General features: G+C 54.2%; 13 protein-coding genes. 6 read left to right on the forward strand and 7 right to left on the reverse strand.

The features are described 5' to 3' along the window. Positions 1–6 precede the first annotated feature (6 nt). The 4 genes from fixX to OGY62_RS18755 all read right to left on the reverse strand — a co-directional run bounded on the left by fixX (position 7) and on the right by OGY62_RS18755 (position 3,366). Positions 7–294 (reverse strand): ferredoxin-like protein FixX, encoded by a 288-nt coding sequence (gene fixX, locus OGY62_RS18740; protein ID WP_012134124.1) that lies wholly within the window; start codon positions 292–294, stop codon positions 7–9. Beyond that, on the reverse strand, positions 291–1,577 hold the full coding sequence (locus OGY62_RS18745; RefSeq protein ID WP_115609632.1) for an FAD-dependent oxidoreductase: 1,287 nt from the start codon (positions 1,575–1,577) through the stop codon (positions 291–293). Before OGY62_RS18745 ends, fixX begins: the two co-directional genes overlap by 4 nt. A 61-nt stretch (positions 1,578–1,638) precedes the next feature. Further along, the gene (locus OGY62_RS18750) at positions 1,639–2,580 is read right to left on the reverse strand and encodes an electron transfer flavoprotein subunit alpha/FixB family protein (RefSeq protein WP_110494691.1); all 942 of its coding nucleotides are present in this window, start codon (positions 2,578–2,580) and stop codon (positions 1,639–1,641) included. A gap of 15 nt (positions 2,581–2,595) precedes the next feature. Then, a complete protein-coding gene (locus OGY62_RS18755; protein WP_049008001.1) occupies positions 2,596–3,366 on the reverse strand; it encodes an electron transfer flavoprotein FixA in 771 nt (256 codons plus the stop codon). Positions 3,367–3,846: 480 nt separating this feature from the next. On the opposite strand from OGY62_RS18755, the gene caiT reads away from it, so the two are divergent. From caiT to caiE, 6 genes are all read left to right on the forward strand, one after another. Further along, complete coding sequence (gene caiT, locus OGY62_RS18760; protein ID WP_012134129.1) at positions 3,847–5,364, forward strand: L-carnitine/gamma-butyrobetaine antiporter; 1,518 nt, start codon at positions 3,847–3,849, stop codon at positions 5,362–5,364. A 33-nt stretch (positions 5,365–5,397) separates the two neighbouring features. Further along, positions 5,398–6,540, forward strand: a complete 1,143-nt coding sequence (gene caiA / locus OGY62_RS18765; protein ID WP_012134130.1) for a crotonobetainyl-CoA dehydrogenase — start codon at positions 5,398–5,400, stop codon at positions 6,538–6,540. 264 nt (positions 6,541–6,804) lie between these two features. Then, positions 6,805–8,022: an L-carnitine CoA-transferase gene (gene caiB / locus OGY62_RS18770; protein ID WP_286460398.1), complete on the forward strand. Its 1,218-nt coding sequence runs from the start codon at positions 6,805–6,807 to the stop codon at positions 8,020–8,022. 65 nt (positions 8,023–8,087) lie between these two features. Then, on the forward strand, positions 8,088–9,641 hold the full coding sequence (gene caiC, locus OGY62_RS18775) for a crotonobetaine/carnitine-CoA ligase (protein ID WP_047459004.1): 1,554 nt from the start codon (positions 8,088–8,090) through the stop codon (positions 9,639–9,641). Between the two features lie 40 nt (positions 9,642–9,681). Next, the gene (gene caiD, locus OGY62_RS18780) at positions 9,682–10,467 is read left to right on the forward strand and encodes a crotonobetainyl-CoA hydratase (protein ID WP_286460399.1); all 786 of its coding nucleotides are present in this window, start codon (positions 9,682–9,684) and stop codon (positions 10,465–10,467) included. Positions 10,468–10,531: 64 nt separating this feature from the next. After that, the gene (caiE, locus tag OGY62_RS18785) at positions 10,532–11,125 is read left to right on the forward strand and encodes a carnitine operon protein CaiE (RefSeq protein WP_047459010.1); all 594 of its coding nucleotides are present in this window, start codon (positions 10,532–10,534) and stop codon (positions 11,123–11,125) included. Between the two features lie 84 nt (positions 11,126–11,209). Here the strand turns inward: caiE and caiF are convergent, their stop codons facing one another. From caiF to carA, 3 genes are all read right to left on the reverse strand, one after another. After that, positions 11,210–11,602 (reverse strand): carnitine metabolism transcriptional regulator CaiF, encoded by a 393-nt coding sequence (gene caiF / locus OGY62_RS18790; RefSeq protein WP_012134135.1) that lies wholly within the window; start codon positions 11,600–11,602, stop codon positions 11,210–11,212. Positions 11,603–11,860: 258 nt separating this feature from the next. Further along, on the reverse strand, positions 11,861–15,085 hold the full coding sequence (gene carB, locus OGY62_RS18795) for a carbamoyl-phosphate synthase large subunit (RefSeq protein ID WP_012134136.1): 3,225 nt from the start codon (positions 15,083–15,085) through the stop codon (positions 11,861–11,863). An 18-nt stretch (positions 15,086–15,103) separates the two neighbouring features. Continuing rightward, positions 15,104–16,252 carry a glutamine-hydrolyzing carbamoyl-phosphate synthase small subunit gene (gene carA / locus OGY62_RS18800; RefSeq protein WP_024130719.1) on the reverse strand — a complete coding sequence of 383 codons (1,149 nt, stop codon included), beginning with the start codon at positions 16,250–16,252 and terminating at the stop codon, positions 15,104–15,106. Between the last annotated feature and the right edge of the window lie 449 nt (positions 16,253–16,701).

The raw sequence follows: 16,701 nt of genomic DNA on the forward strand, positions 1-16,701 counted from the left end.
TCAACCTCAGCCGTAGCGAAATTCCACGCCAAAGGTGCCGCGCGGGTATTCCCATTTTTCCAGCGCCGTCCCCAACCCGAGGATTCGACAGGTGCCGCACTCCAGGCACCCGGCGTAATCAAAACGCACGCTGCCGTCGTCCTGCTTTTTATACAACCCGGCCGGACACGCCTTGATCAGCACCTCCAGCGCCTGCTTATCCGGTTCGGTTTTCAGGATGATGTGCGGATTGTCTTCATCCACATTGAATTTATTGACGCCCAGTTTGACGTCCACATTGACGGGAGAAGTCATAATACGGTCACTCCTTTGATGCCATCCTTCATCAGGTTGATGAAGCCCACTTTCTTCGCGTGGCGCAGGATTTTTTTACGCACAGGGACGGGCGCGCTGCCATCGACGGTAAACAGATCGCGGGCAATGCCCACCGCCATTTCAGGGTAGCGCGTGAACATACGCGGGTTGTCCAGAAACGCCGGTAAGCGCTGGTACATACGCATATCCCGCATCGGCCCGTTGTCGAGATGCTGTCGATATTCCGCCAGCCCCTGTCGGCTGAAATCGTTGCTCTGCATGGCCGAAAGTACGGTCTTCGCCGCCGTTTCCCCTGCCGCGACGGCCAGGTCCATACCGCGAATCGTAAAACCGAGGTTCATACACATACCGGCGGCGTCACCGGCAATCAGCACGCCGTCGCCCACCAGCTCCGGCTGCATATTCATTCCCGCTTCCGGGACGACGTGCGCGGCGTACTCCAGCAGTTTTCCACCCGCAATCAGCGGCGCCACCGCCGGATGCTGTTTAAAATCTTCCAGCATTTGTGGAACCGACTTTTTCGCCTCTTTCAGATGATGCAGACCGCAAACCAGCCCCAAAGAGAGGGTCGTTTTATTGGTATAGAGGAAGCCGCCGCCCATCAGACCGTCGGTCGGATAACCGGCAAACAGACAGGCAGCACCTTCATTTCCCTGTAATCCGAAGCGATCCACAATGACCGATTCAGGCAACTCAATTAACTCTTTTACGCCTACCGCGACATGGGCGGCATCTACACGTTTCGCCATTCCCAGTTTTTCCGCCAACAGCGAGTTCACGCCATCAGCGAGAATGACCGTTTTCGCTTCAATAACGTCGCCATCCGCCTCAACGCCCACCACTTTGCCGTCGCGCTGAACAAGATTATCCACGCGGATGCCGGTTATCAGCTGCGCGCCCGCCTCTTCAGCCTGCTCCATCAGCCAGGCGTCAAATTTACTGCGCAATACGGAATAAGAGACCTGCGAAGGCGCGGCATCCTCGCCATTGACGTAATCCACCGCCATCGCCCCTTTTTCGGTCATAAAAGCGAGTTTTTCATGGGTGATCACGCGTTCAACCGGGGCATGTTCAGCAAAACCGGGGATAATGCGCTCCAGACTGTGCGCGTAGATGCGCCCGCCAGTGACATTCTTCGCGCCAGCGGAATTGCCGCGCTCAATAACCAGCACCTGCGCCCCTTCGCGGGCGAGCACCAGCGCCGCGACGGAACCCGCCAGTCCGGCCCCCACGATGATGGCATCAAAGATATCTTCGGACATAAGAACTCCAGATTTACCTGTCAGCGGCAGGGCCGATACCCACAGGCCCTGCCCGAGTGGATCAGCGTGCTAAAGCGCTCGTAAGCGCAGGCAGAATCTTCATCACATCGCCGACAATGCCGTAATCAGCGTATTGAAATATCGGCGCATTTTTATCTTTGTTGATGGCGCAGATGGTTTGTGAACCGTTCGCGCCCACCATGTGCTGGATCTGCCCGGAAATGCCCACCGCGAGGTAAAGCTCTGGTTTAAGCATCAGGTTGGAGATGCCGACATAACGCTCGTGCTCCATCCATTTTTCGTTTTCCGCCACCGGACGAGAACACGCCAGTTCCGCGCCAATGGCCTGACACAGCGCCTGGGCCAGCGAGATATTCTCTTTGCTGCCGATGCCGCGCCCGACGCTAACCACCAGTCGCGCTTTATCAAGATCGACCGTGTTGCTCTGGCGCGCCTGCGTTGCGGTGCGCGTTACGACGACATCTGGCGACTGCCACTGCACGTCATGCGACTCGCCGTGGCGGGACGCATCCGCCTGTTGCGCCTCGAACGTGCCGCTGCCGACGGTGATCACCGCATACGGTGATGTGATGGTCTCTTCGCCAATCGCCAGCCCGCCGTAGACCATATGCCGGACGGTCGCATGGCCCTCCTGCTGCGTTACCGCACTGGCGTCGTTAGAGACGGCCGCCGCGAGACGAAATCCCAGCTTTGCCGCCAGCAGTTTGCCACGGCGGGTATTAGGCAGCAGCACCAGACCCGAATCCCCCTGCTGGCGAATCGTCTGCGCCATCACCCCGGCGTAATCTTCCACCATGCGGTCGTCCGGTTTACCGCGTAAATGCCAGATGTGATTCGCCCCCAGCTGGCGTGCCGTCTCGCCCTCGGCGTCGTGCTGCACAAACGCATGAATCTGCTCACCTGAAGCCAGTGCGCCGCTCATCAGTTCCGGCAGACGAGAAGGGGTATCGCTGAATACCCAGACATGAGAAAACGTGTTCATAATATCCCCCGGTAATTAAATGATTTTGCGCAGATGTTCGGCGAACGCGGCGATCTGTTCTTCACCATCGCCTTCAATAACGATGCGCTGACGCTCGCGTTGTTTCGGTGCGGCGACCTTCTGGACGGAGTACGCGTCTGGCGCACTGAAACCAATATCCGCCGCAGACCAGACCTGCACCGGTTTTTTCGCCGCGCCCAGAATCGCTTTCATCGACGGGATCTGCGGAGCGTTAATGTCTGTGGAGACCGCCACCACCGCAGGCAGGGGAATACTCAGGGTTTCAATTTCATCTTCCAGTTCACGCTCAACGGTAAGCGCACTTTCCGTCAGGGAGAGGATTTTGCTCACGCCGTTGATGGCCGGAATGTTCAGCGTTTCCCCCACCAGCAGGCTGACCTGCTGGGCATAAAGGTCGGAGGAACCGTCGCCGCAAACGATCAGATCAAAGCCCGATTTTTGCGCGGCGGCGGCAAGCGCTGCGGCGGTGCGTTGCGGCAAAGCCTGTTCAAACTGGTCGTCTATCACCACGACCAGTTCATCTGGCCCACGGGAGAGCACATCTTTACGCCCTTTGGCGTTGGTCAGCGCCTTGCCGCCTACGCTCATGGCAATCACCTGGGCATCGCTTGCCTGCTGCTTTAACTGACAGGCAGCTTCAATCGCATTCAGATCGTACTGACTGATTTTGGCATCCGCTTTGCTGATATCTAATGAACCATCGGCATTATTGATCGCAATATCCTGTTCATCAGGCACGCACTTGTAACAAGTAATTATCTTCATTGCATCTCCAGAAATCATGAAGGAAACGTCATCCATATCGGCGGTGTTAAATACAGATATCACGCTCTTTAATTCGGAAATAAAACTTTAATCACCAATATTGAAAATGTCACACGCTGATATTTACAACTTTCAATATTGTTAAGCACCTCACTAATATTGAACATCCCCCGTAGAACATAAAAATTTTCAATATTGTTTGATGGATCACCAATATTGAATGAGAGATGCGCGCAATTCGACCAAAATGCAACACATCCAATTGTTTTAAATTGATTTTATTTGAAAATAATGGTCAAAAACACCAGACAAAAAAGTGTGATCAACATAACGGATTACCGCAAAATGAATACCCATTATGAGTTACTCGCCAAAGCGACTCTGAGGTCTAACTGTCATCAGATTATTACTAAGAAAAATAAACAAAATATAACAAACGGGAACGTAACATAAATTTCGTTTTGACACTGGAATTGACTCATGAAAAATGAAAAGAGAAAGTCCGGGATTGAACCTAAGGTTTTTTTTCCGCCGTTAATAATTGTAGGGATACTTTGTTGGCTAACCGTCAGAGATCTCGACGCTGCGAATATTGTTATTAATGCCGTCTTCAGTTATGTCACAAATATCTGGGGTTGGGCATTTGAATGGTACATGGTGGTGATGCTTTTTGGCTGGTTCTGGCTGGTCTTCGGCCCTTACGCTAAAAAAAGATTAGGTGATGAACCGCCTGAATTCAGCACCGCCAGCTGGATTTTCATGATGTTCGCCTCCTGCACTTCCGCCGCCGTGCTGTTCTGGGGCTCAATCGAAATTTATTATTACATCTCGACGCCGCCCTTTGCTCTGGCACCTGGCTCCAACGGCGCCAAAGAGATCGGCCTCGCCTACAGCCTGTTTCACTGGGGGCCGTTACCGTGGGCAACTTACAGCTTCCTCTCCGTCGCGTTCGCCTACTTCTTTTTTGTTCGCAAAATGGACGTGATTCGTCCCAGCTCCACGCTGGTACCTTTAGTGGGCGAGAAACACGCGAAAGGGTTATTCGGTACTATTGTCGATAACTTCTATCTGGTGGCGCTGATCTTCGCGATGGGCACCAGCCTCGGTCTGGCGACGCCGCTGGTGACAGAGTGTATGCAGTATCTGTTCGGCATCCCTCATACGCTGGAACTGGACGCCATCATCATTACCTGCTGGATCGTTCTGAACGCCATTTGCGTGGCCTGCGGCCTGCAAAAAGGGGTGAAAATCGCCAGTGACGTGCGTAGCTATCTCAGCTTCCTGATGCTCGGCTGGGTGTTTATCGTCAGCGGCGCCAGTTTCATCATGAACTACTTCACCGATTCCGTCGGTATGCTGTTGATGTATCTGCCACGCATGTTGTTCTACACCGATGCGATCGGCAAAGGCGGCTTCCCGCAAGGCTGGACCGTTTTCTACTGGGCATGGTGGGTCATTTACGCCATCCAGATGAGTATCTTCCTCGCGCGTATTTCCCGCGGCCGTACCGTGCGCGAACTGTGCTTTGGGATGGTGCTCGGCCTGACCGCCTCCACCTGGATTCTGTGGACCGTTCTTGGCAGCAACACCTTGCTGCTGATGGATAAAAATATTCTCAATATTCCACAACTTATCGAACAGCACGGCGTGGCGCGCGCCATCATCGAAACCTGGGCCGCACTGCCATTCAGCACGGCTACGATGTGGGGATTCTTCATCCTCTGCTTTATCGCTACCGTCACGCTGATTAACGCCTGCTCCTACACGCTGGCCATGTCCACCTGCCGCGAAGTGCGCGACGGTGAAGAGCCGCCGCTGCTGGTACGTATCGGCTGGTCGGTGCTGGTTGGCGTTATCGGCATCGTCCTGTTAGCACTCGGCGGGTTAAAACCCATTCAAACCGCGATTATCGCCGGAGGATGCCCGCTGTTCTTCGTCAACATCATGGTAACGCTCTCCTTTATCAAAGACGCCAAAGTGCACTGGAAAGATAAATAAACTCAATAAACTCCTTACAAATGAGGCTGGAAGATGGATTTTAATTTGAATGACGAGCAGGAACTGTTTGTCGCCGGTATTCGTGAACTGATGGCCAGTGAGAACTGGGAAGCCTACTTTGCCGAGTGCGATCGCGACAGCGTCTACCCGGAACGTTTTGTGAAAGCGCTGGCGGATATGGGCATCGACAGCCTGTTGATCCCGGAAGAACACGGCGGGCTGGAAGCCGGTTTCGTCACCGTTGCCGCCGTATGGATGGAACTGGGGCGTCTGGGCGCGCCCACTTACGTGTTGTACCAATTGCCGGGAGGTTTTAACACTTTCCTGCGTGAAGGGACCCAGGAGCAAATTGATAAAATCATGGCGTTCCAGGGAACCGGCAAGCAGATGTGGAACTCGGCGATCACCGAACCGGGAGCGGGATCGGATGTTGGCAGTTTAAAAACTACCTATACCCGTAAAAATGGTAAGGTTTATCTTAACGGCAGCAAGTGTTTCATCACCAGTAGCGCCTACACCCCCTACATCGTGGTGATGGCACGGGACGGCGCCTCCCCGGACAAACCGATTTATACCGAATGGTTTGTCGATATGAGCAAACCCGGCATCAAGGTTAACAAACTTGAGAAGCTCGGCCTGCGCATGGACAGCTGCTGTGAAATCAATTTTGACGATGTTGAGCTGGACGAAAAAGACATGTTCGGCCGGGAAGGTAATGGCTTTAACCGCGTAAAAGAAGAGTTCGACCACGAACGTTTCCTGGTGGCTTTAACCAACTACGGTACGGCGATGTGCGCGTTCGAAGACGCTGCGCGTTACGCCAATCAGCGCGTGCAGTTTGGCGAGACGATCGGCCGCTTCCAGCTGATTCAGGAGAAGTTCGCGCATATGGCGATCAAATTAAACTCCATGAAAAACATGCTGCTGGAAGCCGCGTGGAAAGCGGATAACGGCACCATCACCTCGGGCGATGCCGCGATGTGTAAATACTTCTGCGCCAACGCCGCGTTTGACGTGGTAGACAGCGCCATGCAGGTATTGGGCGGCGTCGGGATTGCGGGCAACCACCGCATTACGCGTTTCTGGCGTGACCTGCGCGTTGACCGCGTCTCCGGCGGCTCTGACGAAATGCAGATCCTGACGCTCGGCCGCGCCGTGCTGAAGCAATACCGTTAAACATTGCCCGGTCCATCGTAGGACGGATAAGGCGTTTACGCCGCCATCCGGCGATATGCCCGGTGGCGCTGCGCTTACCGGGCCTACAAACCATCGTAGGCCGGATAAGGCGTTTACGCCGCCATCCGGCAACATGCCCGGTGGCGCTGCGCTTACCAGGCCTACAAACCATCGTAGGCCGGATAAGGCGTTTATGCCGCCATCCGGCAATTTGCCCGGTGGCGCTGCGCTTGCCGGGTCTACAAAAAATGCAGGAATTTATTTATGAACCGTTTACCGATGCCCACTTTCGGGCCGCTCGCCGAATTGCGGGTCGTGTTCTCCGGGATTGAAATCGCCGGGCCGTTCGCCGGACAAATGTTCGCAGAATGGGGCGCGGAAGTGATCTGGATTGAAAACGTCGCCTGGGCCGATACCATTCGCGTCCAGCCGAACTATCCGCAGCTTTCACGCCGAAACTTGCATGCTCTCTCCCTTAACATCTTCAAAGATGAAGGTCGGGAAGCATTTCTGAAACTCATAGAAACCACTGACATCTTCATCGAAGCCAGCAAAGGCCCGGCGTTTGCCCGTCGCGGAATTACCGATGACGTGCTGTGGGAACACAACCCCAAACTGGTGATCGCCCACCTTTCCGGTTTCGGTCAGTACGGCACGGAGGAGTACACCAACCTCCCGGCTTACAACACCATCGCCCAGGCTTTTAGCGGCTACCTGATTCAGAACGGTGATGTCGATCAACCCATGCCCGCATTCCCGTATACGGCGGACTATTTTTCCGGGATGACCGCCACCACCGCCGCGCTGGCGGCTTTGCACAGAGTGCGTGAAACCGGCAAAGGCGAGAGCATTGATGTGGCGATGTATGAAGTGATGCTGCGCATGGGTCAGTACTTCATGATGGATTACTTCAACGGCGGCGAAATTTGCCCGCGCATGACCAAAGGCAAAGACCCCTACTACGCCGGATGCGGGCTGTATAAATGCGCAGACGGTTACATCGTGATGGAGCTGGTCGGCATTACGCAGATCAACAAGTGCTTTAAGGATATCGGCCTGGCGCACATTCTGGGTACGCCAGAGGTGCCGGAAGGCACCCAGCTTATCCATCGCGTTGAGTGCCCTTACGGGCCGTTAGTCGAGGAAAAACTGGATGCGTGGCTGGCAACCCGTTCCATCGCCGACGTGCAGGCGCGTTTCGCCGAGCTGAATATCGCCTGCGCGAAAGTGCTGACCATTCCAGAACTGGAAAGCAACCCGCAGTACGTCGCCCGCGAATCCATTACCGAGTGGCACACGATGGATGGCCGCACCTGTAAAGGGCCAAACATCATGCCGAAATTCAAAAACAACCCAGGGAAAATCTGGCGTGGCATGCCGTCGCATGGCATGGACACCGCCGCCATTCTAAAAAACATCGGTTACAACGAAGCAGATATACAGGAACTGGTCAGCAAGGGTCTGGCCAAAGTTGAGGATTAAACGCAAAGCGCTAACCGGTTTATCCGGTTAGCGCGCATGCCTATTTTCGAACGGATAACAGTGCAATGGATATCGTTGGCGGACAAAACTTACGTCAGATGTGGGACGACCTGGCCGAGGTATACGGAAATAAAACGGCGCTTATTTTTGAATCCAGCGAAGGCGTTGTCCGGCAATTCAGCTACGCGTCGCTGAATGAGGAGATCAACCGCACGGCGAACCTTTTCCTCGCCTCAGGCATTCAGAAAGGCGATAACGTCGCGCTGCATCTGGATAACTGCCCGGAGTTCTTTTTCTGCTGGTTTGGTCTGGCCAAAATTGGCGCCATCATGGTGCCGATCAATGCCAGGCTCCTGCGCGAAGAGAGCGCCTGGATTTTACAAAACAGCCGCGCGCAGCTCATCGTCACCAGCGCTGAATTTTATCCGATGTATCGCCAGATACTGCTTGAGGACGATACCCTGCTCAATCATATCTGTCTGATTGGCGAAAATGCGCCCGTTGAAGATAACGTTAGCCATTTTTCTCAACTGAAAGACCAGCAGCCTGCCACATTGTGCTATGCGCCGCCGTTATCCACTGACGACACGGCGGAGATTCTGTTTACTTCTGGCACCACCTCGCGGCCCAAAGGCGTGGTCATTACCCATTACAACCTGCGTTTTGCGGGTTACTACTCCTCCTGGCAGTGTGCGCTGCGTGAAGATGACGTCTATCTGACGGTGATGCCCGCCTTTCATATTGACTGTCAGTGTACTGCGGCAATGGCGGCATTCTCCGCAGGCAGCACCTTTGTGCTGATCGAAAAATACAGCGCCCGCGCGTTCTGGGGACAGGTACGAAAGTATCGCGCCACCGTCACGGAATGTATTCCGATGATGATCAGGACGCTGATGGTGCAGCCCGCTTCCCCGGAAGAGAGGCAGCATTGTCTGCGCGAAGTGATGTTCTATCTCAACCTTTCCGTGCAGGAAAAAGACGCTTTTATTGCACGTTTCGGCGTCCGACTGCTGACCTCTTACGGGATGACGGAAACCATTGTCGGCATTATTGGCGATCGTCCCGGCGATAAACGGCGCTGGCCATCTATTGGTCGCCCTGGATTTTGCTATGAGGCGGACATCCGCGATGAGCAGAACCGCTCGCTGCCCGCCGGAGAAATCGGTGAAATCTGTATTAAAGGCGTGCCGGGAAAAACCATCTTTAAAGAGTATTACGCCAGGCCGGAAGCCACCGCCAAAGCGCTGGAAGCCAACGGCTGGCTGCATACCGGTGATTCCGGCTATCGGGATGAGGAGGGATTTTTCTATTTCGTTGACAGGCGTTGCAACATGATTAAACGCGGCGGCGAAAATGTCTCCTGCGTCGAACTGGAAAACATTATTTCGGCTCATCCCAAAATTCAGGACATCGTCGTTATTGGTATTCACGATTCGATCCGCGATGAAGCCATTAAAGCCTTTGTGGTGCTTAATGAAGGTGAAACATTAACGGAAGAGGAGTTTTTCGCTTTCTGTGAACAGAATATGGCGAAATTCAAAGTCCCCTCTTTTCTTGAGATAAGAAATGATCTGCCCCGAAATTGTTCAGGAAAAATAATTAAAAAGAACCTGAAATAAGCATTCTTACCCGTCCGATTTTAAATAATGGAGTGAAGATATGAGTGAATCATTACATTTGACCCGTCATGGCCCGATTCTGGAAATTACGCTGGATCGCCCGAAAGCGAATGCAATAGACGCAAAAACCAGTTTTGAGATGGGCGAAGTTTTTCTCAATTTCCGTGACGATCCCGAATTGCGTGTGGCGATCATCACCGGTAGCGGCGAAAAATTCTTCTCCGCAGGCTGGGATTTAAAAGCGGCGGCCGAAGGCGAAGCCCCGGACGCCGATTTTGGCCCCGGCGGGTTTGCCGGTTTAACCGAGATCTTTGACCTGGATAAACCGGTGATTGCCGCCGTTAACGGCTATGCCTTCGGCGGCGGGTTCGAACTGGCGCTGGCGGCGGATTTTATCGTCTGCGCCGATAACGCCAGTTTCGCGCTGCCTGAAGCAAAGCTCGGCATTGTGCCTGACAGCGGCGGCGTGCTGCGCCTGCCTAAGCTGTTGCCGCCTGCTATCGTCAACGAAATGCTGATGACCGGCAGACGAATGGACGCAGAAGAAGCCTTGCGCTGGGGAATTGTGAACCGGGTTGTCAGCCAGCAAGCGTTAATGGACAGCGCCCGTGAACTGGCGCAACAGCTGGTGAACAGCGCGCCGTTGGCGATCGCCGCCCTCAAAGAGATCTACCGCGCAACCAGTGAAATGCCGGTGGAAGAAGGTTATCGCTACATTCGCAGCGGCGCATTGAAGCACTACCCGTCGGTACTGCACTCTGAAGATGCGATCGAAGGCCCGCAGGCGTTTGCCGAAAAACGCGATCCGGTCTGGAAAGGCCGCTAGCGCCGCGCTGCCGGATGGCGCTAACGCTTATACGCCATCCGACAACAATCACGGAGGAATAACCATGAGCTATTACGCCTTTGAAGGCCTGATTCCGGTAGTACATCCAGAGGCGTACGTGCATCCCAGCGCCGTGTTGATTGGCGATGTCATCGTTGGTGCGGGCGTCTATATCGGCCCGCTTGCATCGCTGCGCGGCGACTATGGGCGTCTGATTCTTGAGGCGGGCGCTAACCTTCAGGATAGCTGCATCATGCACGGTTATTGCGATACCGACACCATCGTGCATGAAAACGGGCATATCGGGCACGGCGCAATCCTTCACGGCTGCGTGATTGGTCGTGATGCGTTGGTAGGCATGAACAGCGTAATCATGGATGGCGCAATCATCGGCGAAGAGAGTATCGTCGCCGCCATGAGTTTTGTAAAAGCGGGTTTTGTCGGCGCGCCCAGGCAGCTGCTGGTTGGTGCGCCTGCACGCGTCAAACGTGATGTCACGGATGAAGAGCTGCACTGGAAACGGCTCAACACGCAGGAATATCAGGATCTCGCGGTACGCTGTCGGGCATCGCTATGTGAAACGCAACCCTTAACCCAGGTCGAAAAGAACCGGCCGCGCCTGAAAGGCACGACGGAGGTGAAGCCAAAATCGGCGTAGCGCTTTGTGCCGGATGGCGCTGGCGCTTATCCGGCCTACGAGTCAACACACCGTTGCAGGCCGGATAAGGCATTTACGCCGACATTACCGACGCATACTTTTTGATAGCATCATCTGCCATTTCTGCTCGCGGTTTAGCTCCGCGGGCGGAACCGGCATTCGCGGGGTTCTCTCCGCTTTTACCATCTTCTCCTGCGCACTATGACCCAAACGCGCATAGAGCTGCGCGTCAATACGCTTAATACGCACCAGACGCTGGCACTGGCATCCTCGCCCTTCCAGCTGATTAGGGATCGTCCTGGTCTCGCACTCTATTTCCCCTACTTCAGAAAGAATATACGAAACCGTATTAATCGCTTTGCAATAATCCATATTAAATTGCTTCGCGATCTCTTTGGCGCTCACCCACCGGTTTTCTGCCATTACCCAATCAGCAATTAACAAATAAAGTGGTTTCTCAACATATTTTTCACTCATAAGCACACCATTTTACAAATTAAAAATCTTGCTACGGTTCGTTATGGCCTGAATATAAATAACGCCATTAACCATAAATAAATTGTGGATATAAGGGGATAGTATGCGACTTAATTGTTGATTAGTGTGAGCGAAATCGTGCTTGTTACATTGAAAACCACATCCAGGAAGCGTATGTGACCAGGAATGACCTTATGGCGTAAAAAAAGGTTCCTTTGCAGGAACCTTTTTATATCACCAGATAAATGCGTCTGCCGCTTACTTCGTAATTTGCGCGTGCATTTCCTGTACGGAGATCACCTTTTCAGTCGCATCGGCGTTCAGCGCCATCGTCGTGGCGAAGCCGCCGTTCAGGGTCGTGTCGTAATGCACTTTATACTGCAACGCGCTGCGGCGAATCAGTTTAGAGTCCTCAATCGCCTGACGACCTGCGGTGGTGTTGATGATGTAGGTGTATTCGCCATTCTTGATACGGTCCTGAATGTGCGGACGACCTTCATGCACCTTGTTGACCAGACGCGGGTTGATACCCGCCTCACCCAGCACAATCGCCGTACCGTGAGTCGCATCCAGTTCGAAGCCCTGTTTCAGCAGCTTCGCCGCCAGGTCCACCACGCGTTCTTTGTCGCCTTCACGAACGGAGAGCAGCGCACGGCCCGATTTCTTCATCGTCGAGCTGCTGCCAAGCTGTGCTTTGGCGAACGCTTCAGCGAAGGTGCGGCCGACGCCCATCACTTCCCCGGTAGAGCGCATTTCTGGCCCTAACAGCGGGTCAACGCCCGGGAATTTGTTGAACGGCAGCACCACTTCTTTCACCGAGTAGTACGGCGGGATGATTTCTTTCGTCACGCCCTGCTCGGTCAGCGATTTGCCCGCCATCACGCGCGCCGCCACTTTCGCCAGCGGTAAGCCGGTCGCTTTGGAGACAAACGGTACGGTACGCGCCGCACGCGGGTTCACTTCAATCAGGTAGACTTCGTTGTCTTTCACCGCGAACTGCACGTTCATCAGACCACGCACCTGCAACTCAAAGGCCAGCTTCTGCACCTGCTGGCGCATCACGTCCTGAATCTCTTTGCTTAACGTGTAGGCTGGCAGAGAACATGCGGAGTCACCGGAGTGCACACCCGCCTGTTCGATGTGTTCCATGATGCCGCCAATCAGCACCATTTCACCGTCGCAGATAGCATCCACATCCACTTCCACCGCGTCATCAAGGAAGCGGTCCAGCAGTACCGGCGCATCGTTAGAGACGCTGACTGCGGTCTGGAAGTAACGACGCAGGTCAGCTTCGTCGTAAACGATTTCCATTGCGCGGCCGCCCAGCACGTAGGACGGGCGAACCACCAGCGGATAGCCAATCTCTTTTGCCTTCTCAACGGCCTGTTCAATCGCCGTCACGGTGGCGTTAGCAGGCTGTTTCAGTTTCAGACGGTCAACCGCCTGCTGGAAGCGCTCACGGTCTTCCGCGCGGTCAATCGCATCCGGGCTGGTGCCGATAACCGGCACGCCTGCCGCTTCCAGCGCGCGCGCCAGTTTCAGCGGAGTCTGGCCGCCGTACTGTACGATGACGCCTTTCGGTTTCTCGACGCGCACGATTTCCAGCACATCTTCCAGCGTGACCGGCTCGAAGTACAGGCGGTCGGAGGTGTCGTAGTCGGTGGAGACCGTTTCCGGGTTACAGTTGACCATAATGGTCTCGTAACCGTCTTCGCGCAGCGCCAGCGAGGCGTGTACGCAGCAATAGTCAAATTCAATCCCCTGGCCGATACGGTTCGGGCCGCCGCCGAGCACCATGATTTTGTCGCGATCCTGGTTCGGATTCGCTTCGCACTCATCTTCATAAGTGGAGTACATGTAGGCGGTGTCGGTAGCAAATTCCGCCGCACAGGTGTCCACGCGCTTGTAAACCGGGTGCAGGTTGAACTGGTCACGCAGTTTGCGCACTTCCGCTTCGCGCACGCCCGCCAGTTTAGCCAGGCGCGCATCGGCGAAGCCTTTGCGCTTCAGCATCCGCAGGAAGTCAGCGTCGAGGCCGGTGATGCCAAGCTCTGCCACTTTCTCTTCCAGACGAACCAGTTCCTCAATCTGCACCAGGAACCAGCGGTCGATGTTGGTCAGGTTAAAGACGCCATCGACAGACAGCCCCGCGCGGAACGCATCAGCGATGTACCAGATACGCTCGGCGCCCGCATCTTTCAGCTCGCGACGAATTTTGGTCAGCGCTTCCGGGTCATCCAGGCTCACTTTCGGGTCAAAACCGGCGGCGCCCACTTCCAGGCCGCGCAGCGCTTTCTGTAAGGATTCCTGCTGAGTGCGGCCAATCGCCATCACTTCGCCGACGGATTTCATCTGGGTGGTGAGACGGTCGTTGCTGCCCGCGAATTTTTCAAAGTTGAAGCGAGGAATTTTGGTGACAACGTAGTCGATGGACGGTTCGAACGATGCCGGGGTACGGCCACCGGTGATGTCGTTCATCAGTTCGTCGAGGGTGTAACCCACCGCCAGTTTCGCCGCCACTTTGGCAATCGGGAAGCCGGTGGCTTTTGACGCCAGCGCCGAGGAGCGGGAGACGCGCGGGTTCATTTCGATAACAATCAGACGACCGTTTTTCGGGTTCACCGCAAACTGAACGTTGGAACCGCCGGTTTCCACGCCGATTTCACGCAGTACCGCCATCGAGGCGTTACGCATGATTTGGTACTCTTTGTCCGTCAGCGTTTGCGCCGGAGCCACCGTGATGGAGTCACCGGTGTGAATGCCCATCGCGTCAAAGTTCTCAATGGAGCAGACGATAATGCAGTTGTCGTTCTTATCACGCACCACTTCCATTTCGTACTCTTTCCAGCCAATCAGCGACTCATCAATCAGCAGTTCGTTGGTTGGGGAGAGATCCAGACCGCGCGCGCAAATTTCTTCGAACTCTTCGCGGTTGTAGGCAATACCACCGCCGGTGCCGCCCATCGTAAAGGATGGACGGATAATGCACGGATAACCGACGTCAGCGGCAACCGCCAGCGCCTCTTCCATCGTATGCGCAATACCGGAGCGGGCAGTGTCGAGGCCGATTTTCTTCATCGCCACGTCGAAACGGCGGCGGTCTTCGGCTTTATCAATCGCATCGGCAGTGGCGCCAATCATGGTCACGCCGAACTCAGCCAGCACGCCCTGACGCTCCAGCTCCAGCGCGCAGTTCAGCGCCGTCTGGCCGCCCATCGTCGGCAGCACCGCATCCGGGCGCTCTTTCTCAATAATTTTACGCACCACTTCCCAGTGAATCGGCTCGATGTAGGTCGCATCGGCCATTTCCGGGTCGGTCATGATGGTCGCGGGGTTAGAGTTCACCAGGATGACGCGATAACCTTCTTCACGCAGCGCTTTACACGCCTGGGCGCCAGAGTAGTCAAACTCACACGCCTGGCCGATAACAATCGGGCCCGCACCCAGAATCAGGATACTTTTTATGTCTGTACGTTTTGGCATGGCTCTGTTTACTCCTGATTATTTCGCGGACTGACGGTACTGCTCAATTAACTCGATAAAGTGGTCGAACAATGGCGCGGCATCATGCGGGCCAGGGCTCGCCTCAGGGTGCCCCTGGAAGCTGAACGCCGGTTTATCGGTACGATGAATCCCTTGCAGAGTGCCGTCGAACAGCGATTTGTGCGTCACTCGCAGATTTGCAGGCATAGAAGCCTCATCCACCGCAAAACCGTGGTTCTGCGCCGTAATCATCACGGTATTGTTATCGATATCTTTTACCGGATGGTTACCGCCGTGGTGGCCGAACTTCATCTTGATGGTTTTCGCGCCGCTCGCCAGCGCCAGCAGCTGATGGCCGAGGCAGATGCCGAAAACCGGAATATCGGTTTCGAGGAATGCCTGAATCGCCTCGATAGCGTAATCGCACGGCGCCGGATCGCCAGGGCCGTTAGAGAGGAAGATACCGTCCGGGTTCATCTTCAGCACCTCTTCGGCGGAGGTCTTCGCCGGAACCACCGTCAGGCGGCAGCCTCTGTCTACCAGCATACGCAGGATGTTGCGTTTCGCGCCGTAGTCGTAAGCCACAACGTGGAACGGCAGGTCAGTTTCTGATTTGGCTTCCGGCAGGTCGTCTGCGAGCGTCCAGCTTCCCTGCGTCCAGCTATAGGATTCAGCGGTGGTCACTTCTTTCGCCAGATCCATTCCGTTGAGGCCCGGGAAGGCTTTCGCTTTCTCCAGCGCCAGTGCCGCATCCGGGTTATCACCCGCGATAATGCAGCCGTTCTGTGCGCCCTTCTCACGCAGCAGGCGCGTCAGCTTACGGGTATCAATATCGGCAATCGCCACGATGTTATGGCGTTTCAGGTAAGAAGAGAGGTCTTCAGTATTGCGGAAGTTGCTGGCAATCAGCGGCAGATCGCGAATGACCAGACCTTGCGCATGAACCTGAGAGGATTCTTCATCGGCTTCATTGGTGCCGACATTACCGATATGAGGATAAGTAAGAGTGACAATTTGGCGGGAATAGGAAGGATCAGTGAGGATTTCTTGATAACCGGTCATTGAAGTATTGAAAACGACTTCCCCAACCGCCGAACCTGTTGCCCCTATGGCCCGACCGTGAAACTGGGTTCCGTCTTCCAGAACCAATAGCGCTGACTTAATCAAAACACCCTCCAGAGAATATTCACTCACTTTATTTGCATATTAATTCATTTGTATAACCTGAATCAATGCAAATCTGCTTACCCGTGGATTTCTGGCAAACGGCGGCATTCTGAAGATAAGGCGGGTAAAAGTCAACTTAAAGGCGGTATTTTTTGTATTGTTTTACGACTCAGGGAAGGATGTTCTGATTTAACAGGCAAAAAGATCAGCTAACTTGTCCTGGAAAACGCTTGCGTGGCTGAAAGAATGCATTATGAAACCAGTGAGAAGAAAAAAGTGGACCATTTGGTCAAAATTTACATAAAAGCAACAAATAAACAGAAGAAAACAGATTAATTCACGAGTTTAAATAAAAAACAGAAAGATAAAGTTAAAAATAATAGGGCAATAAATTATTGCCCTATGTAATCAACAAATTATGATTACCATAACCACATCACGAAGGGTAA

Origin of the sequence: Citrobacter sp. CK198 (assembly GCF_030333295.1) — a bacterium.
Taxonomy (GTDB): domain Bacteria; phylum Pseudomonadota; class Gammaproteobacteria; order Enterobacterales; family Enterobacteriaceae; genus Citrobacter_B; species Citrobacter_B koseri.